The organism is Streptomyces shenzhenensis (assembly GCF_021462265.1).
In the GTDB taxonomy this organism is placed as follows: domain Bacteria; phylum Actinomycetota; class Actinomycetes; order Streptomycetales; family Streptomycetaceae; genus Streptomyces; species Streptomyces shenzhenensis.
The window spans coordinates 19,709-43,797 of the sequence record NZ_JAJONF010000058.1 but is presented as its reverse complement, the minus strand read 5'-3'; the positions used below and the strand labels follow the sequence as shown (position 1 = coordinate 43,797).

Genomic DNA, 24,089 nt, shown 5'->3' with positions numbered 1-24,089 from the left:
ACGCCTACCGAGTTTTGGCCGGACCGGAATCCGCCGCTGGACCTACGACCAGCCCGTTCGAGCCGTCGTACCCACGGATCCGGCGCATCGGCCGATCGGCTGACGCCGGTTCGAGCGGGGCGGGCGATGCGGCGGGCGCGGCCCGGACGGGACCCTCGGAGCATGCCAACCGTCATCGAAGTCACAGACCTGCGCAAGTCCTACGGCGGCCGGGCCGTCGTGGACGGGGTGAGTCTCGCCGTCGAGGAGGGCGAGATCTTCGGGATCCTCGGGCCGAACGGGGCGGGCAAGACCACCACCGTGGAGTGCGTGGAGGGACTGCGGGCGCCCGACGGGGGAAGGGTCCGGGTGACCGGGCTCGATCCGGTCGCCGACCACGAGAAGGTCTCCCGTGTCCTCGGCGCCCAGCTCCAGCAGAGCGAGCTGCCGCCCAAGCTCACCGTCCGCGAGGCCCTTGAGCTGTACGCCTCCTTCTACCCGGACCCGCTCGACCGGGCGCCGCTCGCCGAGCGCCTCGGGCTCGCCGGCAAGCTCGCCACCCGGTTCGGCAAGCTCTCCGGCGGCCAGCGGCAACGCCTGTTCATCGCGCTGGCGTTGATCGGGAACCCGCGGGTCGTCGTCCTCGACGAGCTGACCACCGGGCTGGATCCGCGGGCCCGGCGGGACACCTGGGAGCTGATCGAGGACGTCCGGGACCGCGGGGTCACCGTCCTCCTCGTCACCCACTTCATGGAGGAGGCGCAGCGGCTCTGCGACCGGATCGCGGTGATCGACAAGGGGCGGGTGGCCGCCCTGGACACCCCGGCCGGGCTGATCCGCCGGAGCGCCGGTGCCACCGTCATCAGCTTCACCCCGTCCGCCCCCGTGGCCGACCACGACCTCACCGCCCTCCCGGACCTCGCCTCCGTCGAGCGCAAGGACGGCCGGATCACGCTCTCCGGCACCGACGAGACCGTCAACGCCGTCATCACCCTCCTCGCCCGGCACCGCATCACCGCCCACCAGCTCCGGGTCGTGGACGCGACCCTCGACGACGCGTTCCTGGACCTGACGAAGGAGGAAGCGGCATGAACACCGCCGTGCTGCGCACCGAGTTCCGGCTGTTCTGCCGTGAACCGGGCGCCGTCTTCTGGGTCTTCCTGTTCCCGACGCTGCTGCTCGTGATCCTCGGCTCGATCCCCTCGTTCCGGGAGGCCGACACGTCCCTGGGCGGGCTGCGCCCGGTCGACGCCTACGTCCCCGTCGCCGTGCTGATCGCCCTGATCATGGCCGGTGTGCAGACGCTGCCGCAGGCGCTCACCGGCCACCGGGAACGGGGCGTCCTGCGCCGGATGCGGCTCACCCCCGTACGGCCCTCCGCGCTGCTGTCCGCGCAGATGGTGGTGCAGGGCACGGTCGCGCTGGGCTCCGCGCTGCTGGCGCTGCTCGTGGGCCGGCTGGCCTTCGGCGTACCGCTGCCGCGGCAGCCAGGCGGCTACCTGCTGGCGCTGCTGCTCGCGGCCGCGGCGGCCCTCGCCCTCGGCTCCGTCGTCTCGGCGCTGTCCCGCACCACGAAGATCGCGGGCGCGATCGGCTCCGCGGTCTTCTTCCCGATGATGTTCTGCGCGGGCGTGTGGATCCCGGTGCGGGAGATGCCGCACGCCATGGCCCGGGTGGTGCAGTCGACCCCGTTCGGGGCGGCGGCCCGCGCCCTGGACCAGGCCGCCGCCGGCCACTGGCCCGGCTGGGAGCAGCTGGGCGTCCTCGCGGCCTGGACGATCCTGCTGACGGCCGGGGCCGCCCGCTGGTTCCGCTGGGAGTAGGCGGGCAGGCCGTGCAGACTGACGACATGACCACGGTGGACGGCCAGATCGACCGGCGCTGGGACCAACTGCACACCTGGGGTCCGTACGGGCTGCTCGGCATCAGCGTCGTCCTCGCCTTCGCCTCCGCCGACCCGCACGCCCCGGCGGCCGAGTGGTACGCCGCCTGGTCCCTGACCGGCGCCGCGCTCGCGCTCCAGCTGTGCTGGCACGTCCTGAGGCTGCGCCGGCCCGGTGGCGGCCGTACGCCGTCCCGGACCGGGACGGCGTACTACGTCGTCCGCTGGGCCCTCGCCTTCGCCCTCACCTGGATCGCCCCGTTCTTCGCGTTCTACGCCGCCAGCGGCTACATGGACGCCGACGAGACGATCCCGGGCAACAGGTGGCAGCGGCTCGGACTGTTCGCGAGTGCGGTCACCGTGGCCGGCGCGCAGGCCGGCGGACTGCCGCTCCGCAGCACGGTCCAGTGGATTCTCTTCGTCCCGCTCGTGGTCGCCAACTCCGGCCTCCAGATGGTGGTCGCCCATCTCACCGAGCAGGAGACACGGCGGTCGCGCGAGCGCACCGCGACCATCACCGAACTGGAGCGCACCAACACCGCTCTGCAGCAGGCCCTCGACGAGAACGCCGCGCTGCACGCCCAGCTCGTCGTCCAGGCGAGGGAGGCCGGTGTCGCCGACGAACGCCGGCGCCTTGCCGCCGAGATCCACGACACCATCGCCCAGGGGCTGGCCGGGATCATCGCCCAGCTCCAGGTCGTCATCAACACCCCCGACCCGGAGCAGGCCGAGGACCATGTGGGCCGCGCCCTGGCCCTGGCCCGGCAGAGCCTGGGCGAGGCCCGCCGTTCCGTGCACAACCTGGCCCCCGTCGCGCTGGAGCACGACGGCCTGCCCGAGGCCCTGCAGAAGACGGTCGCCGAATGGGGTGAACGCACCGGCATACGCGCCGAGTTCACCGTCACCGGCACCGCCGAGCAGCCGCACGGGGAGGTAGCCGCCACCCTCCTGCGCATCGTCCAGGAGGCCCTCTCCAACGCCGCCCGGCACGCGCGCGCCTCCCGCGTCGGCGTCACCCTCTCCTACCTGGGTGACTTCCCGGGCGGCGAGGTCATCCTGGACATCCGCGACGACGGCGTCGGCTTCGACCCGCTCGCCCTGCCCGCCCGCAGCCGCGCCGGCGGCTTCGGCCTGGACGGCATGCGCGCCCGCGCCGAACGCATCGCCGGTTCCCTGACCGTCGAGTCCGAACCGGGGCTCGGCACCGCCCTGTCGGCGCGCGTACCGTTGGTCCGCCATGAGTGACGAGCCGTTGATCTCCCTGTTGATCGCCGACGACCATCCCGTCGTACGGGACGGTCTGCGCGGCATGTTCGAGTCCACGGCCGGTTTCCGGGTGCTCGGTGAGGCGGCGAACGGCGTGCAGGCCGTCGCGTGCGCGCAGGCCCTGGACCCGGACGTCATCCTGATGGACCTGCGGATGCCGGGCGGCGGCGGGGTCGACGCCATCCGCGAACTGGCCCGGCTCGGCTCCCGCGCCCAGGTGCTGGTCCTCACCACGTACGACACGGACTCCGACACCCTGCCCGCGATCGAGGCCGGCGCGACCGGCTACCTGCTCAAGGACGCCCCGCGCGAGGAGCTCTTCACCGCCGTCCGCGCCGCCGCCCAGGGCCGTACCGTCCTCTCCCCGGCCGTCGCCTCCCGGCTGGTCTCGGCCGTCCGGGCGCCCGGCGCCCCCGGCAACGGACCGCTCTCCGCCCGGGAACGCGAGGTGCTGGCCCTGGTCGCCCGGGGCACCTCGAACCGCGAGATCGCCCGCGAGCTCTTCATCAGCGAGGCCACGGTGAAGACCCACCTCACCCACCTGTACGCCAAGCTGGGTGTCAACGACCGCGCGGCGGCGGTGGCCACGGCGTACCAGCGGGGGATCCTCGGTGAGACCGCCACCGGCCCGTAAGGGCGGGTGACGGCCCGCAGCCGCCTCAGCCGGCCACCCTGAGCAGCAGCACCGCCCGGGCCGGCACCGTGATCGCCGTACCGGCCGCGTGCACCACCCCCGGCTCCTCGCCCTGCTCCTCCCGTGCGGTGTCCACCAGCACCTCGTAGCGCTCCGCCCACGGCGGGCCCGGCAGCACGAACCGCGCCGGGCGGTCGCCGGCGTGCAGGACGGTCAGGAAGCTGTCGTCCAGGACCGGGGCGCCCCGCTCGTCGCGGCCCGGGATGTCCCGGCCCGAGAGGTACATGCCCAGGGTGGCGGCCGGCGCGTACCAGTCGCCCTCGGTCATCTCCGCGCCGCGGGCCGTGAACCAGGCCAGGTCGCGCAGGCCGTCCGCGGAGTGCGCGCGCCCGGAGAAGAAGGCGCGGCGGCGCAGCACCGGGTGGCGGTGGCGGAGCCGGATGAGGCGGGAGGTGAGGTCGAACAGCGGCCGCCAGGCGGGGTCGTCCAGCAGGCTCCAGTCCAGCCAGCTGATGTCGTTGTCCTGGCAGTAGGCGTTGTTGTTGCCGCGCTGCGTGCGGCCCAGCTCGTCACCGGCGACCAGCATCGGCACCCCCGTCGACAGCAGCAGGGTGGTCAGCAGGTTCCGCAGCTGCCGTCTGCGCAGCGCCCGTACGCCCTCGTCGTCCGTCTCGCCCTCCGCCCCGCAGTTCCAGGAGCGGTTGTCGCCGGAGCCGTCGCGGTTGCCCTCGCCGTTGGCCTCGTTGTGCTTGCGCTCGTACGACACCAGGTCGCGCAGGGTGTAACCGTCGTGCGCGGTGACGAAGTTGACGGAGGCGTAGGGGCGGCGCCCGCCCCAGGCGTAGAGGTCGCTGGAGCCGGAGAGGCGGTAGCCGAGGTCGCGCACGTCCGGGAGGGCGCCGCGCCAGAAGTCGCGGACGGCGTCGCGGTAGCGGTCGTTCCACTCCGTCCACAGCGGCGGGAAGGCGCCGACCTGGTAGCCGCCCGAACCCACGTCCCACGGCTCGGCGATCAGCTTGACGCGGCGCAGCACCGGGTCCTGGGCGATCACGGCGAGGAAGGGGGAGAGCATGTCGACGTCGTGCATCGAGCGGGCCAGCGCCGCCGCGAGGTCGAAGCGGAAGCCGTCCACGCCCATTTCCGTGACCCAGTAGCGGAGCGAGTCGGTGATCAGGCGCAGGACGTGCGGGCGGACCACGTGCAGGGTGTTGCCGCAGCCGGTGTAGTCGGCGAAGCGGCGGGCGTCGTGGTCCTGGAGGCGGTAGTAGCCCCGGTTGTCGATGCCCTTCAGGGACAGCGTCGGACCCAGCTCGCCCGCCTCCGCGGTGTGGTTGTAGACCACGTCCAGGATGACCTCGATCCCGGCCGCGTGCAGCGCCCGCACCATCCGCTTGAACTCGCCGACCTGCTGTCCCGTCGTACCGGAGGCGGCGTAGGCCGCGTGCGGGGCGAAGTAGCCGATGGAGTTGTAGCCCCAGTAGTTCTTCAGGCCGCGCCCGAGCAGGTGGTCCTCGTGGGCGAACTGGTGGACGGGGAGGAGTTCCACGGCCGTCACGCCCAGGGCGACGAGGTGGCCGACGGCGGCCGGGTGCGCCAGTCCGGCGTAGGTGCCGCGCAGCTCCTGCGGTATCCCCGGGTGCAGTCTCGTGAAGCCGCGCACATGGAGCTCGTAGATGACGGAGTCCGCCCACGGCGTCTTCGGGCGGTGGTCGTCGGACCAGTCGTCGTCATCGTGGACGACCACACCCTTCGGGACGTACGGCGCCGAGTCGCGCTCGTCGCGGACGGTGTCGGCGACCTGCTGGTCGGGCCAGTCCCGGACATGCCCGTACACCTCGGGCGGCAGCGCGAACTCGCCGTCCACCGCCCGCGCGTACGGGTCCAGGAGCAGCTTCGCCGGGTTCCAGCGGGCCCCGGTCCACGGGTCCCAGCGGCCGTCGACCCGGTAGCCGTAGCGCTGTCCTGGCAGCACACCGGGGACGAACCCGTGCCATATCTCGTGCGTGAGTTCGGTCAGCGGGACGCGGGTCTCCCGCCCCTGCTCGTCGAAGAGGCACAGCCGGACCGCCTCCGCCCCGGCCGCCCACAGCGCGAAGTTGGTGCCCGCCACCCCGTCCGGGCCCACCCGGAACCGGGCGCCGAGCGGTGTCGACGCCCCCGGCCACGCCGACGGGACGGGCAGGGCCGTCCCGTTCACCGCGGGCCCGTCCACCTCGGCGCCGTCCGCCCTCGGGGCCCGCGCCCGTGCCCCCTGCTGCTCGGCTGCGCTCGTCACCTGTCGGCCCCTTTTTGTGTCCCGCGGCTCGCCGACCACCGGGGCACCCGCCCGCGTCCGAGCGGCCGACGGCGCCCGGACTCCCGGTCCCGGGCACGGTCGGCGGCTCACTGCGGACATGCCCGCGGCAGCTCGTGCCCGGGCACGGCGGCTCCCCAGCTCGTCGTCCTTCCCTCTGTTCTGCCCAGTGCCGGCGTCGCACTCACGTTTCCCAGGGGCATGCCCGCTCGTTGAACGGCACGTGAGGCATCCACAAGGGCGCGCACGGCGCGCGGGGGCCGCGTTGGCCGCGGTACTGACATGGGCGGGGCTGCTGGCGGGAGCCGCCGGCTGCTCCTCGAACAGCACGGACGGACTCGGCGTCGACCGCGTCCTCGGCGGTGGACCCCCGGCACCCGGGGACGTCATCCGCATCTCCCCGGACGACGGCAGCAGGTCCGTACGGCCCGGCGACCGGCTGACGGTACGGGTGCCGAGCGGCCGCCTGGAGTCCGTCAGCGTCGTCAGGTCCCAGGACGCCCAGGACTCCCCGGTCCCCGGGCACATCGCCGCGGACGGCAGGACCTGGCGGCCCGACGAACCGAAACTCGCGCTCGCCGCCAAGTACACCGTCGACGCGGTCGCCGTCGACGGCGAGGGCCGCCGCTCCGCCCGCCACACCACCTTCACCACGCTCGTCCCCGACGAGCGCTTCATCGGGTACGTCACCCCCGAGAACCGGGCCACCGTCGGCACCGGCATGATCGTCTCCCTCGCCTTCAGCCGGGACATCGACAACCGTGCCGCCGTCGAGCGCGCGATCCAGGTCACCGCCAAGCCCGCGGTCGAGGTCCGCCCGCACTGGTTCGGCAGGAACCGCCTCGACTTCCGCCCCGAGCGCTACTGGCAGCCCGGCACGGTCGTCACCGTCGGCCTGAACCTCCGTGACGTCGAGGGCGCCCGCGGTGTCTACGGCCTCCAGTCCAAGACGTTCACCTTCACCGTCGGCCGCAGCCAGGTCTCCCTGGTCGACGCGGCCGCGCACACCATGGAGGTGCGCCGGGACGGCGAGCTGCTCGCCACCGTGCCGATCACCGCGGGCGCGCCCGCGCACACCACCTACAACGGGAGGATGGTGGTGATGGAGATGCACGACGTCACCCGCATGAACAGCCGCACGGTCGGCTTCGGCGGCGAGTACGACATCCCGGACGTCCCGCACGCCATCAAGCTCACCGACTCCGGCACCTTCCTGCACGGCAACTACTGGGCGCCGGACGCCCCCGGACACGTCAACGTCAGCCACGGCTGCGTGGGTCTGCGGGACGTGAAGGGCGGCAGTTCGCAGACGCCCGCGGGCTGGTTCTACGACCGCAGCCTGATCGGCGACGTCATCGAGGTCGTCAACAGCAAGGACAAGACGGTCGCTCCCGACAACGGCCTCGGGGGATGGAACATGGGGTGGAAGGAGTGGAAGGCCGGCAGCGCGGTCAAGTGACCAGGTGGGGGGACGCGTCGGCGGGGCGATAAGTTGCGACGCAACGGTGACATTCGCCCAACACCAACCTCAAAACCCGGCGGTTAATATGCGCCAGAGCGCGCGTCTGCCGCGCCGGGGTGGGCCTGACCAGGCCCTGGGAGGGGAGAACGACTTTGAACGAGCGGCCGATATCGGGGGCGCCGGTGCGGGGGGCGCGGAGGAAGCAGGGGATGGCGGTCGTCGCCGGCGTCCTGCTCATGGCCGTCACCGCCTGCGGCGGGGGCGGCTCCTCCGACAAGGGGGCGGACCAGGGGGCCAATGCCAAGGACTCCACCACCCAGGCGAGCAAGCAGTCCGTGGCCACCGTCAGCATCAGCCCCAAGTCCGGTGCGACCGGCGTGGACACCAGCGGGGTGCTCAAGATCACCGCGGCCAAGGGCCGGCTGACCGACGTCGAGGTCAAGGACGCCAAGGGCGACCGGGTCGACGGGACGATCGCCGCGGACGGGGTCAGCTGGACGCCCTCGACGCACCTCGCCAACTCCACGAAGTACACGGTGCACGCGGTCGCGAAGGACGCCGACGGACGTGAGTCGGCGGAGGACTCCAGCTTCACCACGCTCACCCCGAAGAACACGTTCGTCGGCTACTTCACGCCGGAGGACGGTTCCACGGTCGGCGTCGGCATGCCGTTCTCCGTCCGCTTCACCCGGGGCATCACCGACCCGGCCGCGGTGGAGAAGGCGATCACCATCAAGACCGAGCCGGCGGTCGACGTCGAGGGCCACTGGTTCGGCAACGACCGCCTCGACTTCCGCCCCGAGCACTACTGGAAGTCCGGCACGAAGGTCTCCGTCTCCCTCAACCTGAACGGTGTCGAGGGCCGTGACGGGGTGTACGGCAAGCAGGCCAAGACCGTGAAGTTCACGATAGGCCGCAACCAGGTGTCCGTCGTCGACGCCAAGAAGCACACGATGAAGGTCATGCAGGACGGCAAGGTCGTGAAGACCCTCGCGGTCACGACCGGCAAGCCGGGCTACGACACGTGGAACGGCCAGATGGTCATCAGCGAGAAGCTGCGCGTCACCCGTATGAACGGCGAGACGGTCGGCTACGGCGGCGAGTACGACATCAAGGACGTGCCGGACGCGATGCGGCTGACCACGTCCGGCACCTTCATCCACGGCAACTACTGGGGCGGCGACGCCTTCGGCAACTACAACGCCAGCCACGGGTGCGTGGGGTTGCGGGACATCCGGGGCGGGGGCGACCGGGCGCTGCCGGCGGCGTGGTTCTTCGACCACTCGATCGTCGGCGACGTGGTGACGGTGAAGCACTCGCACGACCAGACCGTGTCGCCCGACAACGGGCTCAACGGCTGGAACATGTCCTGGCAGGAATGGACCAAGTAGTCCGTCGCCCGCGGGGGTGCGGTGTGCGGGGGGCCGGTCGCGACCACGCGGCGGAGCCGCGTGTCGAGACGGCCCCCGCCGCCGGGCCGGGGCGGTGAACGCCCGCTAACCTGCGGGGCATGACTGTAACCCTCGAAGTCTCCTCAGGTGTGGGCACGCTGCGGCTTGACCGTCCGCCCATGAACGCCCTGGACGTCGCCACCCAGGACCGGCTCAAGGAGCTGGCCGCGGAGGCCACCCGGCGCGAAGACGTCCGTGCCGTCGTCATCTACGGCGGCGAGAAGGTCTTCGCGGCGGGAGCCGACATCAAGGAAATGCAGAACATGGACCATGCCGCCATGGTTCTGCGCTCCCGTGACCTCCAGGACTCCTTCACCGCCGTCGCCCGGATCCCCAAGCCGGTCGTCGCCGCCGTCACCGGGTACGCGCTCGGCGGCGGCTGCGAGCTCGCCCTGTGCGCGGACTACCGCATCGCCGCCGACAACGCCAAGCTCGGGCAGCCCGAGATCCTGCTCGGGCTCATCCCGGGGGCCGGCGGCACCCAGCGGCTGCCCCGGCTGGTGGGCCCGTCCAAGGCCAAGGACCTGATTTTCACGGGCCGTATGGTCAAGGCGGACGAGGCGCTCGCCATCGGCCTCGTCGACCGGGTCGTGCCCGCCGCCGACGTCTACACCGAGGCGCACGCCTGGGCGGCGAAGCTGGCGCAGGGACCGGCGATCGCGCTGCGGGCCGCCAAGGAGGCGGTCGACACCGGCGTGGAGACCGATCTGGAGACGGGGCTCGCCGTCGAACGGAACTGGTTCGCCGGACTGTTCGCCACCGAGGACCGGGAGCGCGGGATGCGGAGCTTCGTGGAGGAGGGACCGGGCAAGGCCAAGTTCCTGTGATCTTCGCCCTGCTGTGAAACCCCCGAACCACTTGCAATTGACGCGCCGTCTGATTCCAGGTCCCCCGATGGGGCGGATTGTGGGAGCCTTGAGGCAACCCTGAGCCCGCCTTGTCGAGGGGATCGGCGATTGCCTGACAATAGGACGTCTTCGCAGGTCGGAACGGATGCCCAGGCTGCCGCGATGCCCAGGGCACATACCAAAGGCCCGGTATCGGACGGAAGCTTTGCGGGGGCGTATTCCTCGGGAACGGCCCCGGAGGGCACGCGGGACGGCCATGATGGGGGCATGGCGGGGCTGGAGGGCATCGAACAGCCGCGGGGACACAGTCGTGCGGCCGCGGCGCGCTGGTCGCCTGCGGTCGAGGACGAGCGGGCACTCAAGGCGATCGAGCTGTTCGGCAATCCGACGGACGCGGAGGTTCCGCTGCCGTCCCGCCCCGAGTCCGCGGCGACCGCCCGCCGGCTCGTCCAGGTCGTCGTCCTCCGTCAGTGGCGGCTCAGCCCCAAGACGACGGAGGACGCGGTCTTACTCGTCTCGGAACTGGTGGGCAACGCCGTACGGCACACGGGTGCCCGGGTGTTCGGCCTGCGGATGCGCCGCCGTCCCGGCTGGATCCGGGTGGAGGTGCGCGATCCGTCGCGGGGGCTGCCCTGTCTGATGTCGGTCCAGGAGACGGACATCAGCGGACGCGGACTGTTCCTGGTGGACAAGCTGGCGGACCGGTGGGGTGTCGACCTGCTGCCCCGCGGCAAGACGACGTGGTTCGAGATGCGGGTGGCCGACCGCGCCCCGTAAGGCGCGGGCCGTGTCGATGTACGGCCGCCGCCGCGTGGGCGCGACCGGCCGCACCGGCCCGCAGCTTGTAAAAATAGCCCTTATCGGGTCAATCGCCCATTTTCTTACCTGTTCGCCCTTAAATGGTGCAGGTGACCCCCACCAACCGACGCGACCTCCTCCGCGCAGGCGCCGCCCTCACCTCCGTAGGCGCCTTCGTCACCGGTTGCGGCCACACCGGTACGGCCACCGCGGCACCGTCCCCCACCACCCCCACCACCCCCACCACCCCCGCCCCCACGTCACCGTCGGCCTCCCCCGAGCGGCTGCCCTTCCAGATCACCCACGGCCCCCGCGCCGCCGCGTCCGTCGCCCTCACCTTCCACGGCCAGGGCGACCCCGCCCTCGCCGACCAGCTCCTCGGCACCGCCGAGCGGCACGGCGCCCGCCTCACGGTCCTGGCCGTCGGCAGCTGGCTCGACGCGTACCCCGCCATGGCCCGCCGCATCCTGGACGGCGGTCATGACCTGGGCAACCACACCCAGCGGCACATCTCCATCAACGCCATGGCGGAGGCGGACGCCCGCAAGGAGATCACCGACTGCGCCGAGCGGCTGAAGCGGCTCACCGGATCGATCGGCAGGTGGTTCCGCCCCTCCAGGGCGCCGACCGCCTCCCCGCTCGTCGCCCGGCTCGCGGCCGAGGCCGGCTACCCGCACGTGCTGTCGTACGACGTCGACTCGCTCGACTACACCCGGCCCGGCGCGCCGGCCGTCACCCGCAAGGTGCTCGCGGAGGTCACGGGCGGCTCGGTGGTGAGCATGCACTTCGGGTATCCGGACACGGTCGCCGCCCTCCCCGCCGTCCTCCAAGAACTCAACCGCCGTGGACTGCGCGCGGTCACCACCACGGAGCTGTTCAGCTGATGCGAACCACGAACGCCGCCCGTCTGCTGTCCACCGGTGCCGTCCTCGCCGCCCTGGCGCTGCTGCCCGCGTGCAGCGGCGGTTCCGAGAGCCCCGGGACGCCGGCCGCCGGCACCACCGCGGCCGTGCAGCCGCCGGCGAAGAAGGCGGAGCCGGTCGCCGACGGGCTGCCGGGCATGCCCCCGGTCCTGGACCCGAAGGACGTGTACGCCGCCGACCGCCCCGGCAACCTCTCACCCGTGGTGAAGGGCTTCCCGTCGCTGGTCTACGTGCCGAACACCAACTCCGACACCGTCTCGGTCATCGACCCGAAGACGTACCGGGTGACCGGGACCATCCGGGTCGGCCGGCAGCCGCAGCACGTCGTGCCGTCCTGGGACCTGAAGACCCTGTGGGTCAACAACGACCTCGGCAACAGCCTCACCCCCATCGACCCGAGGACCGGCCGGGCCGGCAAGCCGGTCGCCGTGCACGACCCGTACAACCTGTACTTCACGCCCAACGGCAGATACGCGATCGTGATGGCCTCCAACGACCGCCAGCTGGTCTTCCGGGACGCGCACACCATGCAGACCGTCAAGGCCGTCCCGGTCAGCTGCTACGGCGTCAACCACGCCGACTTCTCGCTGGACGGCCGGTACTTCATCGTCTCCTGCGAGTTCAGCGGCGAACTGCTCAAGGTGGACACCGAGGGGATGCGGGTGCTCCGGCAGGAGAGGCTGCCGTTCCACGGCGCGATGCCGCAGGACGTCAAGGTCTCCCCGGACGGCAAGCGGTTCTACATCGCCGACATGATGGCCGACGGACTGTGGATCCTGAACGGCGACACCTTCGCCCGGCCGGACTTCCTGCCCACCGGCAAGGGCGCCCACGGACTGTACGTCAGCCGGGACTCCCGCCAGATGTACATCTCCAACCGGGGCGAGGGCACCATCTCCGTCTTCGACTTCGCCCAGAACCGGCTGACCGGCAAGTGGCGGCTGCCCGGCGGCGGCAGCCCCGACATGGGCGGGGTGTCGGCGGACGGCAAGGTGCTGTGGCTGTCCGGCCGGTACAACTCCGAGGTGTACGCCATCGACACCCGCACCGGCACCGAACTGGCCCGCATCCACGTCGGCAGCGGCCCGCACGGCCTCGCCGTCTACCCGCAGCCGGGCCGCTACTCCCTCGGACACACCGGCGTCTTCCGCTGACCCCGGGGCTCCCACGGGGCGAGCACGGGCGACCGGCGACCGCAAGGGGACCACGGGCGACCACGGGCGACCGGCGACCGCAAGGCGACCGGTGACCACAAGGCGACCACGGGCGCAGCACTCGGACGCCCGCCCGGCGCACCGCCCGTGGCACCGTCTACCGCAGCGGCAGCGGCAGCGGCAGCGGCAGCCGGGCAGCCGGGCGGCCGGTCTCACGGCTTGAGCAGCAGCGCCTCGGCGCCGACCGGCACGTACCCGGCCGCCTGGAACGCCCGTACGCTGCGGGCGTTCCCCGGAGCGACCTGCGCCCACAGCGGCTCCCCGGCGAGCTGCCGGGCGGCGGCCACCAGGGCCCGGCCCAGTCCCCGCTGCCGTACCCCCTCGTCGACCTCCACGGACACCTCCAGGCGTCCCGCGACCCCGCGGCCGAGCACCACCACCCCGCCGTCCGCCGCCCAGGCGCGCACCTCGTCGCGGCGGCGACGGGCGTAGGCGACCCGCGCGTGGTCGGGCCCGGTCAGTTCGGTCAGCGGGAGGTCCGGGCGGCCGGGGAGCGGGCCGGCGACCAGCAGCGCGTCGATCGTCTCGTGCTCCCGGCCCGTGCGGTCCATGAGGGCGGTGAGGAAACGCGCGTTCATGGTCGCGGCCAGCTCGTCGGCGGGGGTCGCGCGCAGGGTGTCGTGGATCCACTCCGGGGCCTCGTCGACGAAGACGACCGAGTGGGCGGTGAAGGAGAGGACGCCCGCGTCCCGGGCGGACGGCTGCGCCACGACCGTCGTACGGCCGTCGGGCGGGGGGAAGACGCCACGGGCCGCCGCGTCCAGAATGTCACGCAAGGTCTCCACGACCGCACTCCCCGGCTCCTTGAGTCTCCACCCACTGGAAGGCCCACACTCGCAGACATGCGGATCCATCCGGGGGGCGGCCCCCCAGACCCCCCAGAACGCGGCACCGGCCTTCTCACCATCGGCGAGCTGGCGAAGGCCACCGGGCTGACCGTGCGCACCATCCGCTACTGGTCGGACGAGGGTGTGCTCTCCCCGGTGACCCGCTCCTCGGGCGGCTACCGGCTCTACGACGCCGAGTCGTTCGCCCGTCTGGAGCTGATCCGCACGCTGCGCGAGCTGGGGCTCGGCCTCGGGCATGTGCGTGCGGTGCTCTCCGGTGAGCAGACCGTGGCCGAGGTCGCGGCCGCGCACGTGACGGCGCTGGACGCGCAGATCCTCTCGCTGAAGGTGACCCGTGCGGTGCTGTCGACCGTGGCGCGACGTGGTTCGAGTGCGGAGGAGATGACCCTGATGAACAAACTGGCACGGCTGTCGGCGGCTGAGCGGCAGCGGATCGTGGACGACTTCGTGGCGGAGATCTTCGAGGGGCTGGACACGGCCGACCCCTGGATCCGGGAGCGGACCCGCACCCTCGGGGTGGCGCTGCCCGACGAACCCACCCCCGAACAGGTCGACGCCTGGGTGGAACTGGCCGAGCTGCTGCAGAACCCGGACTTCCGGGCGGCGATGCGCAGGATGATCGAGTTCAATGCGGCCGACCGGGGGCCGGACACCCCGGCGGGTGCCTCGCAGTGGTTCTTCCGCAAGCTGGTCGACATCGTCGGCGCGGCCCGGGCGCGCGGGGTGGCCCCCGAGGCGCCGGAGGCGGACGCCGTGCTGACCGAGGTGTTCGGGGAGGGCACCGACCGGGCGGCGGTGCTGCGCCGTATCGATGCGGGCGACGAGGTCTCCCGTTACCGGGAGTTGGCGGCCGTCATCAAGGGCGCGCGGACACCGCCGCGGTACCAGGAGGAGTTCGGCTGGGTGGTCGCCGCGCTGAAGGCCTGGCCGGGCCGTTAATCTGACCTGCGGCAGTACGCCGGTACGGCAGCAGAGAAACGAACCAGAGGGGCGGATCGGTGGCGCACATCGACGAGGCACGCGAGCAGTTCCAGCGGATCGACGCGGACGGTGACGGTTTCATCACCGCCGCCGAGTTCAAGTCCGCTCTCGCGCAGGGGGGCGACTGGAACGTCACCGACACGGTGGCCGAGTCCATCATCAAGACCCGCGACCTCAACGGCGACAAGGTCCTGTCGTTCGACGAGTTCTGGGCCTACCTGAACAAGTGAGGCACAAGGGGGGGCGCCCCTGCTCCAGGAGCGGGGGCGCCCCTTTCTCATGCCCGCTTCACCGCCGGCAGGACGGTGCCGGCAGGACGGTGCCGGCCCTCACCCGGTCGGTCCAGCCGTGGAATAGGTCATGCGCGCCCGGGGTTGTGCCGCACAGCAGCTTATGTATGCAGGTGCATGGACTCTCGAAAGGCGTGTCATGAAGATCGGCATCATCGGCGCGGGCAACATCGGCGGCAATCTCACCCGGCGGCTGACCGCCCTCGGTCACGACGTGTCCGTGGCGAACTCCCGGGGGCCCGAGACGCTCGCCGCACTGGCCGAGGAGACGGGAGCGACGGCGGTACGGGCCGCGGAGGCGGCGCGCGGCGCGGAGGTCGTGGTGGTCACGGTCCCGGTGAAGGCGGTCCCGGACCTGCCCTCCGGTCTCCTGGACGGCGCCGCGGAGAACGTCGCCGTGATCGACACCGACAACTACTACCCGCGGGAGCGGGACGGCCGGATCGCCGGCATCGAGGACGAGGGCATCACGGAGAGCCGGTGGACCGAGCGGCAGATCGGCCACCCGGTGATCAAGGCCTTCAACGGCACCTTCGCCCAGGACATCCTGGACCGCGGCCGCCCCGCCGGGGACCCCGGGCGCCAGGCCCTCCCGGTCTCCGGCGACGACGAGGCCGCCAAGCGGGTCGTCCGCGCCCTGATCGACGAACTCGGCTTCGACACGGTCGACAACGGCGGCATCGACGACTCCTGGCGCCAGCAGCCGGGTACGCCGGTGTACGGGCTGCGCGCGGGCGTCGAAGAGGTGGCGAAGGCCCTGGCCGAGGCGTCCCCGGAACGCCCCGAGGGCTTCCGCGGCTGACCGTTTCGCCGCCGGGGCCGGCCGCCGCGGGGGAGCTCAGCCCTTCTTCGACGCCCAGGCCTTGAGGGCGGCCTTGTCGGCGAAGCCGGCCACGTCCTTGTCGTGGGGGTCACTGGTGTACTGGTGGAAAAGCCAGTGGGCCTTGATGCGGGGGTGGCCGGCGCTGACGTAGTCGGCGATCCAGAGGCCGTCACCGGTGTACGAGGTCGTGTCGACCGTCAGCCAGTAGTTGCGATTCGTGTAGAGAATCACCCGGTTGTTCGGCCGGAGTGCCTTCACCTTGCGGATGAAGGAGTCCTTCTCGGCGTGGCTCGCGTGGGTGCCGTCGCCGGTGGTCTCCCAGTCGACGGCGAGGATCTCGCCCGCCCTCTCGGGGGCGTGCCGGACGAAGTACTCGGCCTGGGCGGTGAGGTTGCCGGGCCAGAGGAAGTGGTAGAAGCCGACGACCAGTCCGGCGTCGCGTCCGGTCTTGGTCTGGGCGGCGAGTCTGGGGTTGACGTACGAATGCCCCTCCGTCGCCTTGATGAAGACGAAGGAGAGGCCATCCGTGTCGTAGCTCGACGACTGGAACGCGCTCACGTCGATTCCGTGCAGCATGTGGGGTGCTCCTGGTGCCAGTGGGGTGACACGAATTGCAACTGCGTAGGTCGTATTCCCCTTCGCGGCGTGACGGATCCCCGTGGGCGCGGGTGAATTGTCAGCCGCGGGCTGCCACCTCGCCGAGTACGGACGCCGGCTTCGCCGACCAGTCGGCGGTGATGATGCTGGCGTGGTCGGCGGCGAGCAGCGCCAGCCGGGCCGCGGCCTCGGCGTCCGTCGGACTGGTCGAGGAGATCGCCGGTGAGACGCCGGCGGCGTCCGTCATGATCAGGATGTAGTGGTTCGTCGCGTAGAACGACGTGTCGTAGCCGTTGTTCAGGTAGGTCGCCGCGTCGCCGTCGAAGAACACGAACCAGGGCTGGATGGAGGAGTCGTACCTGCTGGTCCTCGGGTCCCCGTTCTCGGCACCGAGTACGGCCGGGAAGGCCTGGGCCTGGGAGATGTTCCCGGCCGCGGACAGATCGCGCAGGTGGTCCCCGTACTCCTCGTCCGTCCAGTAGTGGTCGAACGGGTTGGCCTTCTCCACCGTGCCCGGGATCAGCTCGAAGATGAACTTGCCCTTGAGCTGGTCACGGGTGGGCCAGGCGTTGGCCTTGGCGGCGGCGTCGAGCGTGGAGTACGACGAGCCGAGCAGGTCGGCCGGCTTGTACACACTGCCGCCGAGCTTCTGCGAGACGAGCGTGTCGAACGCGCTGGGGCCGAGGCCGATGGTCTGGTTGAACCCGACCTTCATCTCGACCTTGACGACGACGGGCGCGTGGTCGGGGTGCAGCTGCTCCCAGGCCGCCATGTTGTCGAGGCAGCTGCCGAGGTCCTGGCTGGTGCTCTGGCCGTACAACTGGCTGGGGGTGCTGGCCTTTTCGCAGTTGTTGTCGTCGCCCCACGGGTTGCTGTGGCTGACCCGCCACCGCTTGCTGATGCTGTCGACGTACACGTCCAGTTCCAGCAGCGACGCCCCGGAGTCCAGGGCCTGCGCCCAGTAGGTGTACTTGTCCTTCTCGTACGCGTTGTGCGTGCCGATGGTGGTGGTCGCGGAGAACTTCGCCGCGTCCTGGACCGTGTCCGCGTGCGCGGCGGAGCCCGCCATCACGAACAAGGCCCCGGCACCCATGACCGCCGCCAGCCGTCTCAGTACACGCATGACCCAACTCCCTTGGGTTGGTGGTGAGTTGACGGCAGCGTAGAAGCCGGCGGTTACCTGGCGGTAGCCCCTGGGGGAACATCGGCCTCCGCAACTCCCTCACGACTCGGGAGGCCGCACGTACGCTGACCGCGTACCGAGGCCCGAGGAGGTGCTTGCGGATGGGACCCGTACGGGGCGGCGGCCGACGGGTCACGGGCCTGTTCGTGGGGCTGTGCACCCTGGACGTCATCCAGTTGGTGGACCGGGTACCAGGTCCGGACGAGAAGCTGACGGCCCGTGACCAGGTGGTCGCCGCGGGCGGTCCGGCCACCGGCGCCGCCGTGGCCTTCGGCCGTCTGGGCGGCCTTCCCCGGCTGCTCACGGGCCTCGGCTCCCATCCGCTGGCACTCGGGGTCCGGGCGGACCTCGACGCGCTCGGCGTGCGCGTCCTGGACCTGGCCGCCGGGCGCGCGGACCCGCCCGCGGTCTCCTCGATCCTGGTGACCGCGTCGACCGGCGAGCGCGCGGTCGCCTCCACCAACGCGACCGGGCACCGGCTGCGGGCCCCGGCCGGCCTGGAGGAGCTGGTGGAGTCGTGCGACATCGCCGAGTTCGACGGGCATCACATGGACCTGGCCGTCGACGTCGCGCAGGCCGCCCGCTCCGCAGGCCGGCCCACCCTCCTCGACGCGGGCAGCTGGAAGGAGGGCACGGAGCGGTTGCTGGCGTCGACAGACATCGCCGTGTGCTCGGCGGACTTCCGCCCGCCCGGTGCCGGCACGACCGCCGAGACCCTGGAGTTCCTCCGGGACCACGGGGTGACCTGGGCGGCCGTCACCGGTGGCGGGGCGCCGATCGTGTGGGCGGGCCCCGGCGGTGGCGGCCTCGTGGGCGTCCCGGAGACCCGCGTGGTGGACACGCTGGGCGCGGGCGACGTCCTGCACGGTGCCCTCGCCCACCACCTGAGCGGGCTCGGCCGGATCGACGGCCCGGCCTTCGCCGAAGCGCTGGCGAGGGCCGCCGCGGTGGCCTCCCGCGCCTGTGCCTCCTTCGGCACGCGCGCGTGGCTGACCGCGGACTGACCGGCGATCCCGCGCGAACGCTCAGACCGGCACCCGTCCCCTGTACGCCCTGCTCGACGCCGTCACCACTGGACGCGGCCTTGCTTTCTACCACCCGTTCAACGGGCTGGCTGTGGGCGTGGGCGTGGGCGTGGGCGTGAGTGTGGGCGTGGGCGTGAGCGTGGGCGTGGCGATGACCGTGGCGGTGGGCGTGGCGATGACCGTGGGCCGGGGCGGATAGGTGGGGGAGACCGGGGGCGGACGGTGGGGCGGCGGCGTCTCGGAGGCGCGGGAGCGGGTGGGGGCCGGGTGCGCAGTCGTCGCCGGGTGCGAGCTGCCGCTCCGCTGCGCCGAGGAGTCGAGGAGATTGCCCGTCGCCTCGACCGCGGCGCCGCAGACGAGCAGCGTCGCGGCCAGCGCGGTCAGTCCGACGGAGGCGCGCAGTGTCCGGGATGCCGTGGAACGCGGGTCGACGTCCGTCATCAGTCCACGTATTCCTGAGCGACCTGGACGTACTCGAAGCCCTTGACGTCGGTGGCGATCTGCATCTGACCGGTCTTCGACGAGGCGATCAGGGTGTTGAGCAGACCGGTGATCGCGGCGCTCAGCGCCGACTCGGTGTCCGAACCGTCGGCGATGAACAGCGCCTTGGTCGCCACCTGTTCCAGCACGTCGCGCTTGGCGCCGCCGAAGCCGTAGGCGATCACGTGCGGGTGGCGCGGCCAGTCCCTGTCCACCAGCTCGCGGAAGGAGCTGTGCCAGTGCGCGTCGGTCGGCCCGCCGTCGGTCAGGAAGAAGACCGTCGGCCGCAGGACGCTGAAGTTCTGCGTCCTCAGGTCGCTGACGTCCTGTTCGATGCACTCCCGCACCCGGTCGAAGGCCTTGCCGTACTCGGTGCGCCCGCCGCAGAGCACCTCGGGCATGGCCGGCACCTGCTCCATGTCCGACATCGGGATCACCACGTGCACATCGGTGGAGAAGGCGACCACGCACACGCGGGCGAACTCCGAGACCCGGGGATTGGTCGCGAGGTTGTAGTGCAGACGGGAGAGGGTCGCGTTGAGCACTGCCTCGTGCTCCTTCATCGACGAGGACGCGTCGATCACCACGTAGGTGGGCAGGCAGAGTGACATGGTGCACCTCTGAGCTAGTGGTTGGCGGCGATGACGAACAGCAGGATCACGGCCAGGACGAGGACGAGGATCCAGCCGGCCTGCAGGCCGGGCTCAGGCGCCTCGGGGGGTGCCGGCTCGGGTTTCCGCGCGGGCTCGGGGGCCTCGGTGGGGGACTGCCGGACCGGGGGCCGCACGGGCAGCGGAGGCAGCGCCGTGCGGGTCGGCCGTGGCACGGCCCTGAGATAGGGGCCGCCGTTCAGCGCCTGGTTCAGCTGAGCGGCCGAGGGCCGTCGCTCGCGGTCGGTCGCGAGCAGCATGTCGAGCAGTACTTCGCAGACGGCGGGCTGGTTCTGCCAGCGGGACGCGGCGACCGTGTGGAAGGCGCCCGCGTCACGGTGGCCCGTCATGCATTTGGCGACGAGCAGTCCGAGCCGGTAGCGGTCGGTGTACTCGTCCGCGTCGGTGCCCGGCGGCGTGAGCGGGTCGGCCCAGTTCGGCTGGTGGAGGTCGGGCATCTTCTTCGGCTGGCAGCCGTCGACGTCGATGAGGTAGACAGAACGCTGACCGGGGCTCCAGAAGGCGTTGGAGAACGACCAGTCCGAGTAGACTAGGCCCAGTCTCTCCAGGATCGCGGCGAGCTCGGTCAGCCGGCGACAGGCGGCCAGCCGGCCCGCGAAGCCGGGGGGCGGCAGCCCGACACCCCGGATCGACTCGTCGGACTTCGCCAGCCAGTCGATCTCCACGAAGCGCCGGTCGCTGAACTGGCCGCGCCGCAGTTCGGAACGGTACTGCTCGGGCGCCATCGGGATCACGCAGCCGACCGCCGGACTGCCCGGCTCGTGGATCCGGGCCGCGGGCCAGCAGGTGCCGGCGTACAGGGCCGCACGATCCGCTTCGGGCAGCGTGTCCGGAGCCGAGATCAGAAGGTCGAGCCGATGGGCGTCCTCCGGGTGCTGGTCCGGCCGGTAGAGCTTGGCCAGCCAGCCCGGATGGTTCGTCAGCGGCCGTACGGCGATGGCCTGGCCGTTGTGTTCGGAGACCGGGTCGGCCAGTGGTCCGAGATCGCTGACGCGCACGGCCCGTGGCAGCGTCCAGCCCCGCGGCTCGGCCGCCGGGGCGGCGCCGTCGCCGGCACTGCCGCCGTCGCCGGCGCCGTCGACGAGGTGCGGTTCTGTCATGCCCGGTCACCGTTCCACATCACCACGGCGGTGCGGTCGTCAAGGCACTGCGGTGCGTCGAAGCCGACGTCGGCGGTGAACCGCGTGGCGGGGACCGGCGAGCGCCAGGAGTTCGCGAAGTACTCGTTGACGTTGCCCGCCGGGTCCGCCCACGCGTCGCCGATCCCGTCCGTGACCAGGGCGAGGGCGGCGCCGGGAGCCAGCGTGACGTAGTGGTCCCTGGCCAGGTGCGGTGTGTCCGGCAGCCGCCCGGCGACCTCGTTGGAGACCACCGCGGCCGCGCGGTCCTTGGCCTCGCCGGCGCAGAACCGCCACAGCGGGACGTGCGGGTCGAGCGTCCAGGCCGAACTGTCGCCCAGCCACGCGACCCAGGCCTTCGCGACGCCGTTCGCGTCCGGCTCGGCGAGCACCGCCGTGATCAGCACGGTCGCCAGGTGCGAGGTGGCGACGCCACGGCCGGCCGCGTGCGCGGCGACCGACTCCGCGATCCGCCCGTACAGCTCCTTGGCGTCGAGCCCGCCGAAGCCCGCCGTCTCGATCTGCTCGCGCAGCAGGGTGACGGCCTGGCTGGAGGCCGTGGTGGCCCCGGCGTCGGACCAGGCCGCGCTGGACAGGCCGTCGGCCACGGCCACGATCGCGTACCGGCTGTCCCCGCTCCGCCCGATCCGGTAGGAGTCCTGGCGCGGTTCGGCGGGCCGGCCGCAGCGGTGGCCGGGCCCGATGACGGAGGCCGCGCGGATGGTGAAGGCACCGACCGTGGCCTCGTCGGCGGCGATCCCGTTCTGCACCGTGCGCTCCGGCAGCAGCCAGGGGTAGCCCTGGGCACGGGCGCCGTCGCCGAAGCGGGGGACGCCGAGGTCGGTCGGCCGCTCCCGCAGGAACGGCTGGGGCCTCGGGGGCTGGGACTGCGGCGCCACGGGTCCGGCGACGTAGCGGCAGAGCGGAACCGTTGTGCCGGGCCGGGGTTCCGGTGCGAGCCGGTCCCGCTGCCGGGCCAGTGCCGCCATGGACTCGGACCCCAGCACGGCCGCCGCGCCGACCACACCGACCGCCGCGAGGGCGAACACGTCCACCAGCGGGCCGTACCGCCGATGCTCCGTGCTGACCTCGACGAAGGCCCCGATGACGACGGCCACGAGCAGCACCGTCCGCAACCGTCCGTCCATGAGGCCGCCCCGCCGGCCGGCGTCCCGGCTCACGGCCGGTCCCCGGAATCGCGGTCGCGGGACCGCGGCCCGGAGGCGAAGTGCTGAGTGCCGTGCTGCACCGCGAACACCTCACCTGAATGGGTGGCGGAATTGACCTGGATCACGATGTCCGGCCGCTGCGGGCTGCGCAGCGAAGCCAGGGTCATGACGTCCTGGGCCAGCTCCGGGTGCCGGTCGAGCAGTTGGCTCAGAGCCTCGGTCCAGTAGTGCACTGCCCCGGCGTCGACCGCTCCCCTCGTGGCGGTCGACTGCCGGTCCAGCGCCACGGACAGCTCGTCGCGGCGGCTGCCCCGGACCTGTGCGAGGACGCGGCCCATCAGCCTCCTCGCCTCCTGCCAGAGATCGGTGCCCATCGCGGAGACCAGAGCGGTGGCACCGCTCGCGGCCAGCTCGGCGAGTTCCTCGTTCATCAGCGGTCGTCAACCTCGGGCGTGGTGGCGGATGTGCTGGTCGCCCCGGTGGACGGCGAAGACCGTGCCGTTTCCCATGGCCTGGACGAGCTGGTCCGCGGTCCGCGGCTCGGGCGGTGCGGGCTGCTCGCCGTCGCCGGAAGCGGCGCCGGAGCCGGAAGCGGCGCCGGAACCGAACCGCGGCCCGACGGGGCTGCCCGGGTACCAGAGCCAGGCCCGCGCGGCGTACTCCTTTACCTGGACCTCGGCCGCGGTGAAGGCGTCGGCTTCGAGCCCCTCGTGGCCGTGCCCGACCGTCTCCTCGTAGAAGTGCTGCGACAGGATCGCGGCCAGCGGAGTGCCGCCGGTACCGGCCGACGTCGCGTGCCGCAGCGGGGCCGAGTCGAGCAGCCGGGCCAGCGCCTCGAAGGGCGCGCCGGAGGTGGTGCCGTCCGGATCGAGCCGGATCTCCCCCGCGTGCAGCGCGGCCCGCACCCGCAGCCGGGTGTCCGCGCCGGCCTGCCCGTTGTGCACACGGATCCGTGCGGCCAGCTCCGGGAGCAGCGGGAACAGCAGTCTGGCCTTGGGTAGCGCGGCCGGGGCGACGAGCCGGCAGCCGTCGCCGGTGTCGGCGTACCCGAACTCCCGCGCGTCCAGGTCCGCCACGCCCAGGGCGTCGGACAGCGCGGCACGCAGAACCTGGCGGATCTCCTGCAACCGCCGCTCGCCACGGCCCGCGGAGCCCGCGATGTCGCACGCCAGCAGCGCTCGGTACTCGTACCTCGGATTCACAGTTCCTCCGCGATCACGGCGGGGCAGGCAGCTCGACGACCGATGTGCCGTCGTCCGCGCTGTCCGGTGTCGACAAGATGATTGACGAGACCGTAGAGGAGGGGTCCCCGGGTAGAACGGCTACTAATACGGCTTGTGCGGTTTCGGCCGCACGAGGAAGGGAGGGGGCCGATGACCGACACACGGGTTCGCGGGGCCGCGGCCTACTGGCCGCCGGCCGGGCTGCTCGGCCGGGTCGACGAGGCCGACCGCGCGATCCTCATGGGACTCGGCCACCGCGTGACCTACCCGGCCGGTCAGATCACCATCCGCGAGGCCGACACCTCGGACTTCGCGCTGCTCCTGCTCGGCGGCATGGTCAAGGTCACCGCGCGGGCGCAGGACGGCCGTGAGGCGCTGCTGGCCGTGCGGATGGCAGGGGACCTGGTCGGGGAGTTCGCCGGGATCGACGGCCAGCCGCGCGTCGGCACCGTGACCGCCTGTGGCAAGGTGCTGGCCCGCTACATCCTGCGTTCCGAACTGCTGGAGTGCACGAAACAGCACCCCGCCATAGGACTCGCGCTCAGCGCGAGCGTGGTGGCCAAACTGCGCACGGCGACCGGCCGGATCGTCGATTTCACCGGGTGCGACGTGCTCGGACGGCTGGCCAGGATCCTGCACCACCTGGCCGTCACCTACGGGCGTCCCGGCCAGAACGAAGCCCGTCTCCCGCTGTCGCAGCCGGAGATGGCCACCCTGGTCGGCGCGGCGGAGTCGTCCGTCCACAAGGCCCTGCGGGCGCTGCGGGAGTCCGGCGCGGTCGCGACCGGCTACCGCAGGATCACCATCCTCGACCTGGATCACCTCGCCCGGATCGCCGTCGCGGCCGGGCCCGCCGGATCACTGGCGATCGCGCCGAACACGTAAAAACGCCGGATTCGCACGACGGATCGACGCCAGCCTTGCCGAGTGC

The 24,089-nt window shown here is 72.1% G+C and carries 25 protein-coding genes; 15 read left to right on the top strand and 10 right to left on the bottom strand.

Going from position 1 to position 24,089, the window contains the following annotated elements:
• Nucleotides 1–162: 162 nt before the first annotated feature.
• The 4 genes from LQ326_RS41860 to LQ326_RS41845 are packed head-to-tail and all read left to right on the top strand — an operon-like array spanning nt 163 to nt 3,761.
• Complete coding sequence (locus LQ326_RS41860) at nt 163–1,071, top strand: ABC transporter ATP-binding protein (RefSeq protein ID WP_234544328.1); 909 nt, start codon at nt 163–165, stop codon at nt 1,069–1,071.
• Nucleotides 1,068–1,802 carry an ABC transporter permease gene (locus LQ326_RS41855; protein WP_234544327.1) on the top strand — a complete coding sequence of 245 codons (735 nt, stop codon included), beginning with the start codon at nt 1,068–1,070 and terminating at the stop codon, nt 1,800–1,802. The genes LQ326_RS41860 and LQ326_RS41855 overlap by 4 nt, the downstream gene beginning before the upstream one ends.
• A 26-nt stretch (nt 1,803–1,828) precedes the next feature.
• A complete protein-coding gene (locus LQ326_RS41850) occupies nt 1,829–3,106 on the top strand; it encodes a sensor histidine kinase (RefSeq protein ID WP_234544326.1) in 1,278 nt (425 codons plus the stop codon).
• Nucleotides 3,099–3,761, top strand: a complete 663-nt coding sequence (locus tag LQ326_RS41845; RefSeq protein ID WP_234544325.1) for a response regulator — start codon at nt 3,099–3,101, stop codon at nt 3,759–3,761. The genes LQ326_RS41850 and LQ326_RS41845 overlap by 8 nt, the downstream gene beginning before the upstream one ends.
• 25 nt (nt 3,762–3,786) lie before the next feature.
• Here the strand turns inward: LQ326_RS41845 and glgX are convergent, their stop codons facing one another.
• Complete coding sequence (gene glgX / locus LQ326_RS41840) at nt 3,787–6,036, bottom strand: glycogen debranching protein GlgX (RefSeq protein ID WP_372497099.1); 2,250 nt, start codon at nt 6,034–6,036, stop codon at nt 3,787–3,789.
• Between the two features lie 241 nt (nt 6,037–6,277).
• Here glgX and LQ326_RS41835 point away from each other — a divergent pair, with 241 nt between their 5' ends.
• The 6 genes from LQ326_RS41835 to LQ326_RS41810 all read left to right on the top strand — a co-directional run bounded on the left by LQ326_RS41835 (nt 6,278) and on the right by LQ326_RS41810 (nt 12,690).
• Nucleotides 6,278–7,513 carry a L,D-transpeptidase gene (locus LQ326_RS41835; protein ID WP_234544324.1) on the top strand — a complete coding sequence of 412 codons (1,236 nt, stop codon included), beginning with the start codon at nt 6,278–6,280 and terminating at the stop codon, nt 7,511–7,513.
• A gap of 155 nt (nt 7,514–7,668) precedes the next feature.
• Entirely contained in the window at nt 7,669–8,907 is a 1,239-nt protein-coding gene (locus LQ326_RS41830; RefSeq protein ID WP_372497098.1) for a L,D-transpeptidase, read from the top strand.
• Nucleotides 8,908–9,026: 119 nt separating this feature from the next.
• Nucleotides 9,027–9,794: an enoyl-CoA hydratase/isomerase family protein gene (locus tag LQ326_RS41825; RefSeq protein WP_234544322.1), complete on the top strand. Its 768-nt coding sequence runs from the start codon at nt 9,027–9,029 to the stop codon at nt 9,792–9,794.
• A gap of 183 nt (nt 9,795–9,977) precedes the next feature.
• Nucleotides 9,978–10,592, top strand: a complete 615-nt coding sequence (locus LQ326_RS41820) for an ATP-binding protein (protein WP_234544321.1) — start codon at nt 9,978–9,980, stop codon at nt 10,590–10,592.
• 122 nt (nt 10,593–10,714) lie between these two features.
• Nucleotides 10,715–11,497, top strand: coding sequence for a polysaccharide deacetylase family protein (locus LQ326_RS41815; protein ID WP_234544320.1), 783 nt, complete (start codon nt 10,715–10,717; stop codon nt 11,495–11,497).
• Nucleotides 11,497–12,690: a YncE family protein gene (locus LQ326_RS41810; protein WP_234544319.1), complete on the top strand. Its 1,194-nt coding sequence runs from the start codon at nt 11,497–11,499 to the stop codon at nt 12,688–12,690. The genes LQ326_RS41815 and LQ326_RS41810 overlap by 1 nt, the downstream gene beginning before the upstream one ends.
• Nucleotides 12,691–12,902: 212 nt before the next feature.
• On the opposite strand, the gene LQ326_RS41805 is transcribed toward LQ326_RS41810, so the two are convergent.
• Nucleotides 12,903–13,535: a GNAT family N-acetyltransferase gene (locus LQ326_RS41805; protein ID WP_234544318.1), complete on the bottom strand. Its 633-nt coding sequence runs from the start codon at nt 13,533–13,535 to the stop codon at nt 12,903–12,905.
• A gap of 57 nt (nt 13,536–13,592) precedes the next feature.
• Between LQ326_RS41805 and LQ326_RS41800 the strand changes: the two genes are divergently transcribed.
• The 3 genes from LQ326_RS41800 (at nt 13,593) to LQ326_RS41790 (ending at nt 15,671) form a co-directional block, all read left to right on the top strand.
• Entirely contained in the window at nt 13,593–14,537 is a 945-nt protein-coding gene (locus tag LQ326_RS41800) for a helix-turn-helix domain-containing protein (protein WP_234544317.1), read from the top strand.
• 59 nt (nt 14,538–14,596) lie between these two features.
• On the top strand, nt 14,597–14,809 hold the full coding sequence (locus LQ326_RS41795; RefSeq protein ID WP_234544316.1) for an EF-hand domain-containing protein: 213 nt from the start codon (nt 14,597–14,599) through the stop codon (nt 14,807–14,809).
• 199 nt (nt 14,810–15,008) lie between these two features.
• Nucleotides 15,009–15,671 carry an NADPH-dependent F420 reductase gene (locus LQ326_RS41790; protein WP_234544315.1) on the top strand — a complete coding sequence of 221 codons (663 nt, stop codon included), beginning with the start codon at nt 15,009–15,011 and terminating at the stop codon, nt 15,669–15,671.
• Between the two features lie 36 nt (nt 15,672–15,707).
• Here LQ326_RS41790 and LQ326_RS41785 read toward each other — a convergent pair whose 3' ends face one another.
• Entirely contained in the window at nt 15,708–16,268 is a 561-nt protein-coding gene (locus tag LQ326_RS41785; protein ID WP_234544314.1) for a glycoside hydrolase family 25 protein, read from the bottom strand.
• A 100-nt stretch (nt 16,269–16,368) separates the two neighbouring features.
• Nucleotides 16,369–17,412 carry a phosphatidylinositol-specific phospholipase C domain-containing protein gene (locus LQ326_RS41780; RefSeq protein ID WP_234544313.1) on the bottom strand — a complete coding sequence of 348 codons (1,044 nt, stop codon included), beginning with the start codon at nt 17,410–17,412 and terminating at the stop codon, nt 16,369–16,371.
• Between the two features lie 161 nt (nt 17,413–17,573).
• Between LQ326_RS41780 and LQ326_RS41775 the strand changes: the two genes are divergently transcribed.
• Nucleotides 17,574–18,476 carry a PfkB family carbohydrate kinase gene (locus LQ326_RS41775; protein WP_234544312.1) on the top strand — a complete coding sequence of 301 codons (903 nt, stop codon included), beginning with the start codon at nt 17,574–17,576 and terminating at the stop codon, nt 18,474–18,476.
• An 87-nt stretch (nt 18,477–18,563) separates the two neighbouring features.
• Here the strand turns inward: LQ326_RS41775 and LQ326_RS41770 are convergent, their stop codons facing one another.
• The 6 genes from LQ326_RS41770 to LQ326_RS41745 are packed head-to-tail and all read right to left on the bottom strand — an operon-like array spanning nt 18,564 to nt 23,137.
• The gene (locus tag LQ326_RS41770) at nt 18,564–18,938 is read right to left on the bottom strand and encodes a hypothetical protein (protein ID WP_234544334.1); all 375 of its coding nucleotides are present in this window, start codon (nt 18,936–18,938) and stop codon (nt 18,564–18,566) included.
• The gene (locus tag LQ326_RS41765; RefSeq protein ID WP_234544311.1) at nt 18,938–19,588 is read right to left on the bottom strand and encodes a vWA domain-containing protein; all 651 of its coding nucleotides are present in this window, start codon (nt 19,586–19,588) and stop codon (nt 18,938–18,940) included. Before LQ326_RS41765 ends, LQ326_RS41770 begins: the two co-directional genes overlap by 1 nt.
• 14 nt (nt 19,589–19,602) lie before the next feature.
• Complete coding sequence (locus LQ326_RS41760) at nt 19,603–20,748, bottom strand: hypothetical protein (RefSeq protein WP_234544310.1); 1,146 nt, start codon at nt 20,746–20,748, stop codon at nt 19,603–19,605.
• Complete coding sequence (locus LQ326_RS41755) at nt 20,745–21,947, bottom strand: protein phosphatase 2C domain-containing protein (RefSeq protein ID WP_234544309.1); 1,203 nt, start codon at nt 21,945–21,947, stop codon at nt 20,745–20,747. The genes LQ326_RS41760 and LQ326_RS41755 overlap by 4 nt, the downstream gene beginning before the upstream one ends.
• A complete protein-coding gene (locus LQ326_RS41750; RefSeq protein ID WP_234544308.1) occupies nt 21,944–22,366 on the bottom strand; it encodes a hypothetical protein in 423 nt (140 codons plus the stop codon). The genes LQ326_RS41755 and LQ326_RS41750 overlap by 4 nt, the downstream gene beginning before the upstream one ends.
• Before the next feature lie 9 nt (nt 22,367–22,375).
• Entirely contained in the window at nt 22,376–23,137 is a 762-nt protein-coding gene (locus LQ326_RS41745; RefSeq protein WP_234544307.1) for a hypothetical protein, read from the bottom strand.
• 171 nt (nt 23,138–23,308) lie between these two features.
• On the opposite strand from LQ326_RS41745, the gene LQ326_RS41740 reads away from it, so the two are divergent.
• Entirely contained in the window at nt 23,309–24,043 is a 735-nt protein-coding gene (locus tag LQ326_RS41740; protein ID WP_234544306.1) for a Crp/Fnr family transcriptional regulator, read from the top strand.
• The last annotated feature ends 46 nt before the right edge of the window (nt 24,044–24,089 follow it).

Coding starts and splice junctions, on each gene's coding strand:
- LQ326_RS41860 (WP_234544328.1), top strand. CDS start 163: ATGCCAACCGTCATCGAAGTCACAGACCTGCGCAAGTCCTACGGCGGC.
- LQ326_RS41855 (WP_234544327.1), top strand. CDS start 1,068: ATGAACACCGCCGTGCTGCGCACCGAGTTCCGGCTGTTCTGCCGTGAA.
- LQ326_RS41850 (WP_234544326.1), top strand. CDS start 1,829: ATGACCACGGTGGACGGCCAGATCGACCGGCGCTGGGACCAACTGCAC.
- LQ326_RS41845 (WP_234544325.1), top strand. CDS start 3,099: ATGAGTGACGAGCCGTTGATCTCCCTGTTGATCGCCGACGACCATCCC.
- LQ326_RS41825 (WP_234544322.1), top strand. CDS start 9,027: ATGACTGTAACCCTCGAAGTCTCCTCAGGTGTGGGCACGCTGCGGCTT.
- LQ326_RS41820 (WP_234544321.1), top strand. CDS start 9,978: ATGCCCAGGGCACATACCAAAGGCCCGGTATCGGACGGAAGCTTTGCG.
- LQ326_RS41815 (WP_234544320.1), top strand. CDS start 10,715: ATGGTGCAGGTGACCCCCACCAACCGACGCGACCTCCTCCGCGCAGGC.
- LQ326_RS41810 (WP_234544319.1), top strand. CDS start 11,497: ATGCGAACCACGAACGCCGCCCGTCTGCTGTCCACCGGTGCCGTCCTC.
- LQ326_RS41800 (WP_234544317.1), top strand. CDS start 13,593: ATGCGGATCCATCCGGGGGGCGGCCCCCCAGACCCCCCAGAACGCGGC.
- LQ326_RS41790 (WP_234544315.1), top strand. CDS start 15,009: ATGAAGATCGGCATCATCGGCGCGGGCAACATCGGCGGCAATCTCACC.
- LQ326_RS41785 (WP_234544314.1), bottom strand. CDS start 16,268: ATGCTGCACGGAATCGACGTGAGCGCGTTCCAGTCGTCGAGCTACGAC.
- LQ326_RS41780 (WP_234544313.1), bottom strand. CDS start 17,412: ATGCGTGTACTGAGACGGCTGGCGGCGGTCATGGGTGCCGGGGCCTTG.
- LQ326_RS41775 (WP_234544312.1), top strand. CDS start 17,574: ATGGGACCCGTACGGGGCGGCGGCCGACGGGTCACGGGCCTGTTCGTG.
- LQ326_RS41770 (WP_234544334.1), bottom strand. CDS start 18,938: ATGACGGACGTCGACCCGCGTTCCACGGCATCCCGGACACTGCGCGCC.
- LQ326_RS41765 (WP_234544311.1), bottom strand. CDS start 19,588: ATGTCACTCTGCCTGCCCACCTACGTGGTGATCGACGCGTCCTCGTCG.
- LQ326_RS41760 (WP_234544310.1), bottom strand. CDS start 20,748: ATGACAGAACCGCACCTCGTCGACGGCGCCGGCGACGGCGGCAGTGCC.
- LQ326_RS41750 (WP_234544308.1), bottom strand. CDS start 22,366: ATGAACGAGGAACTCGCCGAGCTGGCCGCGAGCGGTGCCACCGCTCTG.
- LQ326_RS41740 (WP_234544306.1), top strand. CDS start 23,309: ATGACCGACACACGGGTTCGCGGGGCCGCGGCCTACTGGCCGCCGGCC.